This is a genomic window from Nocardiopsis sp. CNS-639 (genome assembly GCF_000381685.1).
GTDB lineage: Bacteria > Actinomycetota > Actinomycetes > Streptosporangiales > Streptosporangiaceae > Nocardiopsis > Nocardiopsis dassonvillei.
The window spans coordinates 108,668-121,031 of sequence record NZ_KB906871.1; the positions used below are offsets into that span (position 1 = coordinate 108,668).

The window sequence follows — 12,364 nt, forward strand, 5'->3', positions numbered from 1 at the left end:
GTGGGGGACGAGTATGGCCCCTCGCGGGGCCGAGCGCCATCCACAGCCGGGAGCCGGATGGTTGCACGAGCGCCGCGCCTGCGCGAAGGTGGCGCTATGAGGACACAGATCCTGGAGCTGCACACCGGTGGATCGGAGAGCGTCACCGACATCACCCGCCAGTGCGGCGACTTCGTCGCCGAGGCCGGAGGGGACGGACTGCTCAACGTCTTCGTCCCGCACGCCACGGCGGGTGTGGCGATCATCGAACTCGGGGCGGGGTCCGACGACGACCTCCTCGCCTCCCTGGCCGATCTGCTGCCCGCCGACGACCGGTGGCGGCACAAGCACGGTTCGCGGGGTCACGGCAGGTCGCACGTGATGCCCGCCTTCGTCGCACCCCAGACCACCGTCCCCGTCGTCGGCGGCCGACTCGAACTCGGCACGTGGCAGTCCATCGCCGTGGTGGACCTCAACGTGGACAACCCCGACCGCAGGGTGCGCCTGTCCTACCTCTCGTCCTGACGGGCAAGGTTTGGCAGCGCGTTGACGGAACATGCCGCTAGCGTGTGAACTAGGCCATCAGCGATGGTCAGCGGACCCACGTGTCGGGCGCGCAAACAGCCCGGCGTCGTTGTGACAACTGCTTCGTGCAGGCAAGATTGAGAAAAACCATCTGTGGAGGAGAACTTTCGTGAGCGCGACCGCGGGCCAGGCACAGAGCGAACGCGGCTTGGCTGACCGACTCGGATTCAAGCCGGGTCAGGTGGTGCAGGAATTCGGCTTCGACGACGACGTCGACGAGAACCTGCGCGCATCCATCACCGAACTCACCGGTGAGGAGCTGGTCGACGAGGACTACGACGGCGACGTCGACGCGGCACTGCTGTGGTGGCGGTCCGACGAGGAGGAGGACCTCACCGACGCGCTGATGGACACGGTGACCACCATCGCCGACGGCGGGACCATCCTGGTGCTCACGCCCAAGGCGGGCCGTGACCTGCACGTGTCGCCCAACGAGGTCGCCGAGGCCGCGACGACGTCGGGCCTCTCCCAGACCAGCGCAGTCAGCATCGGCGCGGACTGGTCGGGTACGCGGCTGGTCGTTCCCAAGCGGTGACGGACACCACCCGCCAAGGGTGAGGCATCCGGTGCCGCGCGTCCCAGAGGCGGGCGCGCGGCGCTGAGGAGTGCTCGCCGACGAAAGGGATCCATGACCGCCCCCGTGGGCGCCCCCGCGCCCGACTTCACCCTCCAGGACCAGTACGGCCAGGACACCTCCCCGGTGTCGGGCCGCCCCGTCCTGCTGGTCTTCTACCCGCTGGCCTTCTCGGGCGTGTGCTCGGGGGAGCTCGCCGAGCTGAGCGCCCGCCACGCCGAGTTCGCCGATCTCGGCGCCGAGGTCATGGCGGTGTCGGTGGACTCCGTCTTCGCCCTGCGCACGTGGTCCGACCGGGAGGGCTTCCCGTTCCCCCTGCTGTCGGACTTCTGGCCGCACGGCGGCGTGGCCCGGGCCTACGGGGTGTTCGACCCCGAGCGGGGCACCGCGCGGCGGGGGACCTTCCTGATCGACGCCGGGGGAGTCGTGCGCTGGTCCACCCTCACCGGGTTCTCCGAGCCGCGTGACGTGGACGAGTACCTGCGGCAGCTGCGCGAGCTGGTCTGAAACCCGGGCGCGGTGATTCCGGCGAAGCGGTATGATCTCGTCCGACGCACGGGCGCGTAGCTCAGTTGGTTAGAGCAATTGCCTTACAAGCAATAGGTCAGGGGTTCGAGTCCCTTCGCGCCCACGGACTCAGGACGACCCTGCTCGGGGGGTTCGAGGCCGCCTCGCAGGGTCGTCCGTCGCTTTTACCGGGGGGAGACCCCCCGAACCCCCCGAGGTACCCCCTGCGGCCGGGGCCGCGCGGATCGGCGGGGCGGGCGGAGCGATCTCCGACAATGCGAGGTTGTGCCTCGTGGGTTGTAGTTGGTTCGCCCAGGGCCCACGTGGCGCGGGCCGCTGCTCGCCGGTCTTCGACCGGCTCGCCGCGGCCCGCGGTGCTTTCCGGGGAGAGACCCCCTTTGCCCGGCGTCCACTCGACTTCGGGACGACCCTGCTCGGGGGGTCAGCGCTGCAGCGTCAGCACTGCGGGCCGGTAGGGCAGGAGGCCGTAGTCACCGCCGGAGCCGGGGGAGCGCCCCTGGTAGAGGAACCGCATGTCGCAGGCGTCGACGGTCATGGTCTGGTCGGCGTTGGTACGGATCAGCTCGCCGTGACTGATGTCGTTGGTCCAGGTGGCGCCGCTGTTGGCCCGGCCCGCGAAGGGGTTGCCCTCGGTCGCGGCCTGCGGTGTCCACGTGCCGTCCAGACTGGTGGCCGTGAACGAGCGGAAGTAGCGGTGCCCCTGCGCGCCGATGGCCTCGACGATCATGAGGTACCGGTTCTGGCCCTCGACCCTGTAGACCTGAACCGCTTCGAACAGGTTGTTGGTGCTGTCGGACATGACGACCGTCGAGGTCGAGCCGAAGCTGCCCGGGAAGTCGCCGATGGGCATGTCCGCCCGGTAGATGCGGCCGTTGTCCCCGGCGAAGAACAGGTACATGTCCGTGCTGTCGCCGATGAGCGCCTGGTCGATGGGCCCCGTGGAGGAGTCACCGATACTCCCGGAGAAGAGCGTCTGCGGAGCCGACCAGCTGTTCACGTCGGCGGGGTTGGTCGATGTCCGGTAGGAGAACGCGGGACCGGCCCACTGGTAGGCGAGCACCCAGACGTCCCTGGGGGCGAAGTAGAAGAGCGTCGGCGCGACGGCTGAGAAGGGCATCGGGTTCTGGCTGGCCGAGCCCATCTGGGACCAGTCCGAGAAGAGGCCGAAGTTCATCGAGCCCCATGACGTCCCGGTGTCGTGGGTCGTCGCGTAGACGAGGTGCTGGCCGTTGTAGGGGACGTGGGTGAAGTCCTTGAGCGAGGCCCACCCCGGCCGCGGCTGCGCCAGCGGCCCGGTCGACGTCCAGGTGTAACTCGACGGAAGGGCGCACGTTTCACCGGGCCCCGAACCGTCGACGCGGACGAGACGCCACTGCTGGTTGCCGCCGCCCCAGTCGTCGTACTGCACGACGTTGGCACCGTCCGCGGTCGAGGCGCCCTGGACCTCCACGGCCTTGCCGCTGTGCCGGTTGACCAGACGGATGTGGCCGCCGGGTGAGTCCTCCAGCCGGAACTGCTGGTTGGCCTGGTCGTGGTCGGTCCACTGGACGATACCGCCGCCGTTGGCGGTCGACCAGTTGTGGACGTCCAGCACCCTGCCCGAATGCCGTGACCGCAACCGGTAGTAGCCGTTACCGGAGTCGACGAACCGCCACTGCTGCTGGTACTGGTCGTTCCGTGTCCACTGGGTGATCCGCGCGCCGTCACCGGTGGCCAGGTTGTACACGTCCAACGCCTTGCCGCTGTCGCGGTTCACCAGTACGTACCACGCGTTGGTGTCCACCGTCGCCGCCGCGGCGGGCGTCGGCACCGTCACGGCACCGGCACCACCGACCACCATGGCCATCACGCCGATGACGAAGACCCGCAGTAACCACCCTCGCGGTCGTGGGGGCGGTGAGATCGAAGACCTGCTCAACGTAGACATCGTTCTTCCTCCAAGGACCTGGAGTCGCACTATCCGCACGAGGGGGTACACCACGAGTCCTGGGCCTTCATCTGGGATGTTAGCGCTAACATTTTTTCGAGTGTCCTGGCGCACGCTTGAACCAGGATCCGGTGTGCAGACCTGCCCGGAAAGCCGGAGGGCGTCGTTGGCCTTGCCGTTGAATCTGAGCGAGAGTGCTCCGGAAGTCAAGCCGTGGTTTTCATAAAATTTCCGGAATCCGGGAGTTCACCGATCGGGGCATGCCGAAGCCCCTGGTGAGGCCCGGCCGGGCCGCTGGTGCGGTGGGACCGCGTACGGGTCCGCGGGGGCTCCATTCGCCCGGGACTCAACCTGCTCGCCTGTGTCTGAATTGCCTGAAGGTGTCTGTTTCTTCGGCTCGTCGTCTCCGAGCACCGGGCGGTGGTCCGGCGTCGGCTGGACATGGCCTTCCCGCCCCGGTGGCGTCGCCGGTGAGACGCACCAACCGGTTGCATACTTCGAGGGACTCGATCCCATTTTTTTCGCCGCTGCCAGTAAGTCCGCAGTTCACGAGCCTGTAATGCTGTAGCAACACTTGTCCCTCTTGCAAGCGTTTGCATTAACCCCCTTGACATGGAAAGCGCTTTCTCTAATGTGAGTTGGGACACCCCAGTGCTCATCCCTACTGGAAAGGCAAGCGGTGAGAAGAACAACCACCCGTCGACTCCTGTCGACGTTGGCCGCCTCGGCGGTGGTGGCGGCCGGTCTGGCCCTACCGATGTCCTCGGCGGCCGCGCAGACCGGTAGCGCCACGGGTTACGCGACCCAGAACGGCGGGACCACCGGCGGCGCGGGCGGACAGACGGTACGGGCCACGACCGGAACCCAGATCCACGAGGCCCTGTGCAACCGGGCCAGCGCCAGCACCCCGATCATCATCGAGGTCCAGGGGACCATCAACCACGGCAACACCTCCAAGGTGTCGGGCGACAGCTGTGACACCGCCGACGACGTGATCGAGCTCAAGAACATCAGCAACGTCACGATCGTCGGCACCGGCAGCGGAGCCGTGTTCGACCAGCTGGGCATCCACATCCGTGAGTCCAGCAACATCATCATCCAGAACGTCACCGTCCGGAACGTCAAGAAGTCCGGTTCGCCCACGTCCAACGGCGGCGACGCCATCGGCATGGAGAACGGCGTCCGCAACGTCTGGGTGGACCACGTCACCCTGGAGGCGTCGGGTGGGGAGTCGGAGGGCTACGACGGCCTCTTCGACATGAAGAACAACACCCAGTACGTCACCCTCTCCTACAGCATCCTGCGCAACTCCGGCCGCGGCGGCCTGGTGGGGTCCAGCGAGAGCGACCGCTCGAACGGCTACGTCACCTACCACCACAACCGGTTCGAGAACCTGGACTCGCGCGCGCCCCTGCTGCGCGGTGGCATAGGCCACATGTACAGCAACCACTACACCCAGATCCACGAGTCCGGCATCAACTCCCGTGCCGGCGCCAGAGCGAAGGTGGAGAACAACTACTTCGAGGACTCCAAGGACGTCCTGGGCACCTTCTACACCGACGAGAGGGGCACCTGGGAGGTCGGCGGCAACATCTTCGACAACGTCACCTGGTCCAGCCCGGGCGGCGACAACTACCCCGCCGGACCCAACCCCCAGTCCACCACGTCGGTGAGCATCCCCTACTCCTACGAACTCGACGACGCCGGGTGCGTGCCGGGGATGCTGGGCCAGATCGCGGGCGCGAACAAGGGCAACCAGGTCTCGGACGGCAACTGCGAGGCGGAGAACCCGCCGGACCCGGACCCGACCGACCCCCCGGACCCCGACCCGACCGACCCCCCGGACCCGGACCCGACCGACCCGCCCGAGGGCACCAACCTCAGCGCCGGGGCCGGAGCCGACGGCTCCGGCAAGGCCAGCGGGACCAGCTACGGCAACGTCGTCGACGGCGACATGGGCACCTACTGGTCGCCGAGCGGCTCGACCGGCCGCATCTCGGTCAAGTGGGACTCCAACACCACGGTGTCCACGATCAACATCCGCGAGGCGGCCGGAGCCGAGGGCAACATCGGCTCCTGGCGGGTCGTCGACCACAACACCGGTGACGTCCTGGCCACCGGGAGCGGAGCGGGCGTCATCGACTTCGAACCGACGACGCTGCGCAAGATCAACTTCGAGATCACCGGCTCGAACGGCACGCCGCGCGTCGCCGAGTTCGAGACCTACGCCGGATAGCGGCCCACCCGTGACCGATCCGGCCGGGAGCCCCTGAGCCGACCGGACACCGGCCGGTCCGCCCGATTCGTTCGGGCGGACCGGCCGTCGCATGCCAGGGCGTGTGCCGCCGGGCGGAGGCGGCGAACCGGCTGACGCGGAGCCCGCGCGTGTGCGACCGTGGCCGATGGGCCGGACTCCACGCGGCACGGGCGCACCGGCCCGTCCGGTCGCCCGGAGGGGAGCGCACATGCGCGTGTACTACGACACCGAGTTCGTCGACCGGGGGCCGGAGCACCCCCTGGTCCTGGTCAGCATCGGCATGGTGGCCGAGGACGGCCGCGAGTTGTACGCGGTCAGCTCCGAGTTCGACCAGGACCTCGTGCGCTCGGACCCGTGGCTGTCCGAGCACGTCTGGCCGCAGCTGCCCCTGCGCGGCGGACCGGAGGACGCCGTACTGGACACCGGCCATCCGCACGTGCGCACGCGCGGGGAGATCGCGCGCATGGTGCACGAGTTCCTGCGCGACACCCCCGAACCGCAGCTGTGGGCGTGGTACGGCTCCTACGACCACGTACTGCTGTGCCAGCTGTGGGGAACGCCCCGGGAGATGCCGCGCGAGGTGCCCTTCCTCACCCACGACCTCAAACAGGAGGCGGTCCGGCTCGGGGACCCGAGGCTTCCGTCCCAGACGTCGGGGCTGCACCACGCCCTCGCCGACGCCCGGCACCTGATGCGGCGCGCGCGGTGGCTGCGGGAGCACTCCTGACCCGTGCCTCTCCCGCCGAGGGCCCTCCCGGGGCCGGGCCAGCGGCAGGCCGACCCCCGATGGCCGTCCGAGCCCCGGGGCGGTCCGCGCCCGTGCCCGGATACCCGGGGCATCGGGATCTCCCGAGTATCCGGGTGCCCTGGGCATCCCACCGTAGGATGGGTGGACGCCGAAGCGAGGGGAAGCACGATGGTCCGGCTCACCAGGGCGCAGCGCCAGGCCCGCAACCGGGCGCGCGTGCTGTCCGCGGCCGGGGACGAGTTCGCCGAGCACGGTTTCCGCGACGCCAAGGTCGACCGTATCGCCGAACGGGTCGACCTCACCCGGGGCGCGGTCTACTCCAACTTCCCCGGCAAGCGCGCCCTGTACCTGTCGGTGCTGGCCGACGCCGCCGAGCGCTCCGCCGACGCCGCCCGTCCCGAACCCGGGCACAGCGCCCGCACGGCGCTGGGCGCGCTCGCCCGCGCCTGGGCCTCCCGGCTCCCCACCGTCGGCGAGTCCTCGCTGACCGGGACCGCGCTTCCGCCCGAGGTCCTCTCCGACGAGCCCGTCCGGAGCGCCTTCGCCCAGCTCATGCGGTTGAACGCGCTCCTGCTCGGCCTGTCCCTGGAGGCGTTGGCGCCCCCGTCCGACCCCGGCGGACGCCGGGTGCGCGTGGCCGGGACCGTGCTCACCACCCTGTACGGGACCGGCCAGCTGGTCGGTGTCGCGCCCGGCTTCGCGGACCCCTTCGCGGTGGTGCGCGCCTGCGAGCGCCTGGCCGACCTGGACCTGGAGGACTCCTGGCCGCCGCCCCACCTGGAGCACGTGCGCCAGGCAGTGCCCGCCGACGAGGAGTGGTCACCGCCGGAGGCCTTCGACGCGGTCCGCAGGCGCGCCGTGTCCCTGGCCGGGGACGGGATCGTGGCGATCCTGGGCACGCACCGCCTCGAAGCGGCGGAGGAGGCGCTGCGCTCCGCGCCCGCGGGCTCCCCCGTGACCGCCGTGGTGGTCACGGGGGACCCCGACGAGCTGACCCCGCTCGCGCGGCTGGCCGTGGCCGACCTGTGCGGCTGCCTGCGCCAGGCCTTCCCCGAGAGGGCCTGGCCGCGCCTGCGCGTGGTGTTCGACCCCTCCGGTGAGATCGCCGCGGCCGCGGGCGTGCCCGTGGTCGGCGACGCCACCGAGAGCGCCGTCCGCGTCGTCGGCGGTCGGATCACCGCCCGCTCCGACGCCCGCGGCGCGGGCCACGCCGTCGCCGCGCTCCTCGGCGCGCGGGCGGGCCGCCGGTAGACGGCCCCCGGCCAGGAGGCCCGGTCGGCCGTCCCCGAACGGCACTCCGCGAACCGGGAGGCCCGCATCGGGGGTCTCGTCCCCACAGGACTGTCCAGCGGTTCCGGCCGCTCCGGTGGCTCCGGAGTCCACGGGAGCCGTGGTGGCCGACCGGTTCAGGAGGGCCCCGTCCCCGGCCCCTCCTCCGCGTCCGGGTCCTGCGCTGGAGACCGTCCTCCCAGGGCGCGCAGCACCCGCGCGCCCTCCGGCCCCGCGCCCGAGGCGCGGGCCCGCGCCGCCTCGGCCGAGCCGAACCCCGCCACCGTCCAGGCCGCGACCTCCTCACGGGGCACGCCCGCGTCCCACCACGCGCACATGAGCGCCAGCGCGTCGCGGCCGTCCCCGGCCAGCGCCGCGCCCTCCCGCGGGGAGAACCCGATCGCCCGGTACACCCGGGCCTGCGCCGGGTCCACCCCCGCGCGGGCCCACGGCACGGCGTCGGCGCCGTCCCAGCCCGTGTCCAGGTAGGCGCGCGCGGTCGCCGCGGGCACCCCCGCCGACAGCAGGGCGTCCAGGGTCTGGGCCTGCTCCTCGCTCAGGTCCAGCCCGGGGGCCCGCCGCACCGGCAACAGGGCCCGCAGCAGCCGCCGGGGCCGGGGGCGCTCGCCCGCCAGATGCCGTTCGGCCGCCTCGGCGGGGAAGTAGCCCAGTTCGTGCCAGCGCACGGCGTCCCCCGGGGTCATCCCCGCGCGGAGCATGGGCCGGACCGTGTACGGGGTCATCCCGGCCGCGCGCCACTCCATGGCGGGGCCGGGCCGGTACACGCCGCTGCCGCGCCAGCGCTCGGCGGCGTCCAGCACGAACCCGGCGTCGATCCAGCGGCGGGCGTCCGCCACGGTGAAACCGCGCGCGGTCCACAGGTGCAGGTCCTCGGGTCCGGGTTCGTGGTCGTCGAACGCGACGTTCATGGTCTCCTCCATCCGTCGGGGCCCTCAGCGGGGCCCGGGTTCGTGGGCGGCGCCGTGCCGTGGCCACCGGCGCCGGTCCGTTCGTGTCGGGGGTCGGCGGGCAGGGGCACCACGTGCGCCCAGTCCGGCGGTGGCGGCGGCGCGGCCGGGCCGCCGACCAGCCCGACCACGACCGGTACCGCCGGAGGCCGGTCCGGCCAGGGCGTGTGCCCGTCGGTGAGCACCAGCAGCAGGTCCGGACGGGGACGCGCCGCCACCGCCGCCGCGATCCCCTCGCGCAGGTCGGTGCCCCCGCCCCCGACCAGCCGGATCTCCTCGGCCCGCCGCACCGTCTGCACGGGGTGGGCGCGCAGGTCGCAGCAGACCACCCGCAGCCGTCGGCCGGGGCCGCAGACCCGGGCGAGCACGGCGGCGGTCTCGGCCAGGAACACCTCCAGCACCGGGTCCGGAACGCTGCCGGAGGTGTCCACCACCACGGCCACCTCCGGCGCCGGGGCGACCATCGACGGCAGTACCACCGTCCCGCCGCGGACCCGCGGCCCGGGGCGGCGCGAGGGGCGCCGGTAGGAGAAGTCCGTCCGGCCCGCGGCCCGGTGCGCGCCCCGCCGCACGACCGCGCCCAGCCGGGCCCGCCAGTCCACCGACGGGCGCAGCCGCTCCCGCGCCCACCGCAGCCACCCGCCCGGGACCCCGGTCCGCGCGGCGGCCCGCGCGGTGATCTCCCTGGCCAGAGCCAGCTCCAACAGGTCCCGCTCCAGGCTGTCCAGGCCGCCGGAGGCCCCCGCCGACGCCGTCGTTCCCCGCGTCCCGTGGACGGCGCCGCCGCAGTCCACCGGGTCGGCGACGCTCCGCCCGCCCCGGGAGTGGGCCTCCTCCAGTACCTCGATCAGCGACACGTACTCCTCGGCCAACCGACCCTCCGGCAGGCCCAGCGCGCGCGGCGAGAGCACCCCGTCCGGGACGGTCAGCCCGTCGGCCTCCAGGTCGTCGTTGACCTCGGCGTCCGCGGCCCGGTTCCACAGGCGCGCGTCCCGCCCGGAGTCCCCGTTTCCGCCGGAGGCCGGACCGAAGGCCCGCCCGGACCCCGGCGCCGCCCTCCCCACGACGGGCCCCTCGGAGTCCGGGGAGCGTTCGGCGTGGCGGCGGACCAGGTGTCCGATCCCGTGCAGCAGCCACCAGCCCAGCTCCTCCACCGGAGTCGCGGCCACCGTGCCGGGGTCCAGGTGCACGTTCCACCGGGTGTCGGCGGGCAGTGCCCGAAAGTCCGGGTCGGCCACCGGCTCGCCGTCCTCCTCGTCCAGGCGCGGCTCCAGGACGACCGGGGTGAGCGCGAACAGCGCGTGCGCCAGGTACGGGGCGCGGGCGGCCGCCCACAGCCGCGCCGACGCGAACCGTTCCAGGGTCGGGGCCCGCCGATCCCGCGCGTTCACGGCAGCATCCCCGCCGAACGCAGGGCCGGGGCCAGGTCGAGCAGGGCCCGGGGTGTGGCCGCGCCCTCCGGCCGTCCGGCGGCCAGGGTGCGTGCGGCGGTCGCCGCCACGTCCGGGACGGTCCGCGCCACCCGGGCCACGACCTCCCAGGACCGCTCCCAGACCTCGGCGCCCCCGTCGGCGACCACGTGCGCGGCCAACGCGCCGAGCAGGGCGTACAACCGGTCCGCGCGGTCGGGCAGCGCCGCGGAGGGGTCGGCGAGCAGTTCCTCGGGGGAGGGCAGGTCCAGGGTGCGCAGCCACGACAGCGCCTCGAAACCCGCGGCCTCGCCCACCGCTCCGACCACCAGGGCGGCCGCGGCCTCCTGCGTGCCGGGGTTGGCCCGGCCCGCCGCGAGGGCCACCGCCGCCATCTCCCAGCTGCGCGGGCTCGGCCAGCCGCGTCCGGAGCGCTCGGGGGAGTCGGGGACCGACAGCACGAGTTCGGGGCGCACCCGCAGGAACGCGCCCACGGTCGCCCGTGCGGCGGCCACGCGCGCGGGGCCCGGCGGCTCGGGCCGGTGCGGCTCGGAGGCGAAGCCGTGGACGAACCCCTCGGCCACGTCGGCGGCGCCGACCTCCCAGTCCAGGTGGACGAGCCGGTTGGCCAGGGGTGCGGACAGCTCCCAGCCGTCGGCGGCCAGACCGGGCGGGTTGGCCGCGGCGACCACGCGCACCCCCTCGGGCAGGGCGAGGTCTCCCACGGCGCGTTCGAGCACCACGCGCAGCATGGCCGCCTGGACCGCCGGGGGCGCGGTGGTCAGCTCGTCGAGGAAGAGCAGGCCCGAGCCCCGCGCGGCCAGGCGCTCGGCCCAGCGCGGGGGAGCGAACCAGGTGCCGTCCTCGCGGACGACGGGCAGCCCGGAGAAGTCGCTGGGTTCGCGGATGGAGCCCACCACCACCTCCACGGGCAGCTCCAGCGCGCGGCCCAGCGCCGTCACCGCGGAGGTCTTGCCGGTTCCCGGCGCGCCCCACAACAGGACGGGCAGGTCGGCGCGGACGGCGAGGGCGAGTGCCGTGCGGGCGGCGGAGTGGGACGTCATCTGGTCCTCCTGGGGTGTGCGGGCAGGGCGGAGCGGCGCACGGCGCGCGTCCCCGCCGGTGGCGAAGGTGTGCTCCCTCCATGAGTCAACGTAGGTTGACCCGCGGAAAAAGTCAATCGAAGTTGACGAGTGGGTGGTGCGATGGGAGGGCGGGACGCGCCCCGCCCTCCGGGCGCGGGTGCGAGGCGGTCCTGCTTTGCGGCCCGTCCCGGCAGGGGTTACCGTGAGAATCCGGATGTTGAGATCATCTGGCCTCGGGGGGCGACCCCGCCGAACCGCCCGGGCGCTGCCCGCGTGAGGAGAACGTTTCTAGTGACACGCACCGGTGCCAGTGGGCCCCTGCTCAAGTGCTCGTTCTGCGGAAAGGACCAGGGCCAGGTCCGCCGCCTCATCGCGGGGCCCGGTCACATCTGTATCTGCGACGAGTGCGTCGGTCTGTGCAACGAGATCATGGAAGAGGAGGAGGGCGTCCTCCCCTCGGAGGCCGACTGGGACTCGTTGCCCAAGCCCCGTGAGATCTACGAGTTCCTGGACTCGTACGTGATCGGTCAGGAGCAGGCCAAGAAGGCGTTGTCGGTGGCGGTGTACAACCACTACAAGCGGGTGCGTTCGGAGGGGGATCGTCCGGGCGAGGAGGATGTGGAGATCGCCAAGTCCAACATCTTGCTGCTGGGGCCGACGGGGTCGGGCAAGACGTTGTTGGCGCAGACTCTGGCGCGGATTCTGAACGTGCCGTTCGCGATCGCGGACGCGACGGCGCTGACGGAGGCGGGGTATGTGGGGGAGGATGTGGAGAACATCCTGCTCAAGTTGATCCAGGCGGCTGATTATGACGTGAAGAAGGCCGAGACGGGGATCATCTACATCGACGAGGTCGACAAGGTCGCGCGTAAGAGTGAGAATCCCTCGATCACTCGGGATGTGTCGGGTGAGGGGGTGCAGCAGGCGTTGTTGAAGATCTTGGAGGGGACGACGGCGAGTGTGCCTCCGCAGGGGGGTCGGAAGCATCCGCATCAGGAGTTCATTCAGATCGACACGACGAATGTGTTGTTCATC

At 72.0% G+C, this 12,364-nt stretch carries 11 protein-coding genes and 1 tRNA gene; 8 read left to right on the forward strand and 4 right to left on the reverse strand.

Going from position 1 to position 12,364, the window contains the following annotated elements; translation table 11 throughout:
* Nucleotides 1–96 precede the first annotated feature (96 nt).
* The 4 genes from G011_RS0123160 (at nucleotide 97) to G011_RS0123175 (ending at nucleotide 1,769) form a co-directional block, all read left to right on the forward strand.
* On the forward strand, nucleotides 97–504 hold the full coding sequence (locus G011_RS0123160; protein ID WP_019610553.1) for a secondary thiamine-phosphate synthase enzyme YjbQ: 408 nt from the start codon (nucleotides 97–99) through the stop codon (nucleotides 502–504).
* Between the two features lie 169 nt (nucleotides 505–673).
* A complete protein-coding gene (locus G011_RS0123165; RefSeq protein WP_013153961.1) occupies nucleotides 674–1,099 on the forward strand; it encodes a DUF3052 domain-containing protein in 426 nt (141 codons plus the stop codon).
* A gap of 93 nt (nucleotides 1,100–1,192) precedes the next feature.
* Nucleotides 1,193–1,645, forward strand: a complete 453-nt coding sequence (locus tag G011_RS0123170; protein ID WP_019610554.1) for a peroxiredoxin — start codon at nucleotides 1,193–1,195, stop codon at nucleotides 1,643–1,645.
* Nucleotides 1,646–1,695: 50 nt separating this feature from the next.
* A tRNA-Val gene (locus G011_RS0123175) sits at nucleotides 1,696–1,769 on the forward strand.
* A 318-nt stretch (nucleotides 1,770–2,087) separates the two neighbouring features.
* Here G011_RS0123175 and G011_RS0123180 read toward each other — a convergent pair.
* Nucleotides 2,088–3,512 (reverse strand): non-reducing end alpha-L-arabinofuranosidase family hydrolase, encoded by a 1,425-nt coding sequence (locus G011_RS0123180; RefSeq protein WP_019610555.1) that lies wholly within the window; start codon nucleotides 3,510–3,512, stop codon nucleotides 2,088–2,090.
* A gap of 838 nt (nucleotides 3,513–4,350) precedes the next feature.
* Between G011_RS0123180 and G011_RS0123185 the strand changes: the two genes are divergently transcribed.
* The 3 genes from G011_RS0123185 (at nucleotide 4,351) to G011_RS0123195 (ending at nucleotide 7,849) form a co-directional block, all read left to right on the forward strand.
* On the forward strand, nucleotides 4,351–5,829 hold the full coding sequence (locus tag G011_RS0123185) for a polysaccharide lyase family 1 protein (protein ID WP_196808536.1): 1,479 nt from the start codon (nucleotides 4,351–4,353) through the stop codon (nucleotides 5,827–5,829).
* 229 nt (nucleotides 5,830–6,058) lie between these two features.
* A complete protein-coding gene (locus G011_RS0123190; RefSeq protein WP_019610557.1) occupies nucleotides 6,059–6,577 on the forward strand; it encodes a 3'-5' exoribonuclease in 519 nt (172 codons plus the stop codon).
* Nucleotides 6,578–6,766: 189 nt separating this feature from the next.
* The gene (locus G011_RS0123195) at nucleotides 6,767–7,849 is read left to right on the forward strand and encodes a TetR/AcrR family transcriptional regulator (RefSeq protein ID WP_019610558.1); all 1,083 of its coding nucleotides are present in this window, start codon (nucleotides 6,767–6,769) and stop codon (nucleotides 7,847–7,849) included.
* Between the two features lie 155 nt (nucleotides 7,850–8,004).
* Here the strand turns inward: G011_RS0123195 and G011_RS0123200 are convergent, their stop codons facing one another.
* The 3 genes from G011_RS0123200 to G011_RS0123210 are packed head-to-tail and all read right to left on the reverse strand — an operon-like array spanning nucleotide 8,005 to nucleotide 11,308.
* Nucleotides 8,005–8,796 (reverse strand): hypothetical protein, encoded by a 792-nt coding sequence (locus G011_RS0123200; RefSeq protein ID WP_036552987.1) that lies wholly within the window; start codon nucleotides 8,794–8,796, stop codon nucleotides 8,005–8,007.
* Nucleotides 8,793–10,226 carry a DUF2201 family putative metallopeptidase gene (locus G011_RS0123205; protein WP_019610560.1) on the reverse strand — a complete coding sequence of 478 codons (1,434 nt, stop codon included), beginning with the start codon at nucleotides 10,224–10,226 and terminating at the stop codon, nucleotides 8,793–8,795. The genes G011_RS0123200 and G011_RS0123205 overlap by 4 nt, the downstream gene beginning before the upstream one ends.
* Nucleotides 10,223–11,308, reverse strand: coding sequence for a MoxR family ATPase (locus G011_RS0123210; RefSeq protein WP_019610561.1), 1,086 nt, complete (start codon nucleotides 11,306–11,308; stop codon nucleotides 10,223–10,225). The genes G011_RS0123205 and G011_RS0123210 overlap by 4 nt, the downstream gene beginning before the upstream one ends.
* A gap of 312 nt (nucleotides 11,309–11,620) precedes the next feature.
* Here G011_RS0123210 and clpX point away from each other — a divergent pair.
* Nucleotides 11,621–12,364 (forward strand): ATP-dependent Clp protease ATP-binding subunit ClpX (gene clpX / locus G011_RS0123215; RefSeq protein WP_019610562.1); only part of this gene is annotated, 744 nt, incomplete at its 3' end.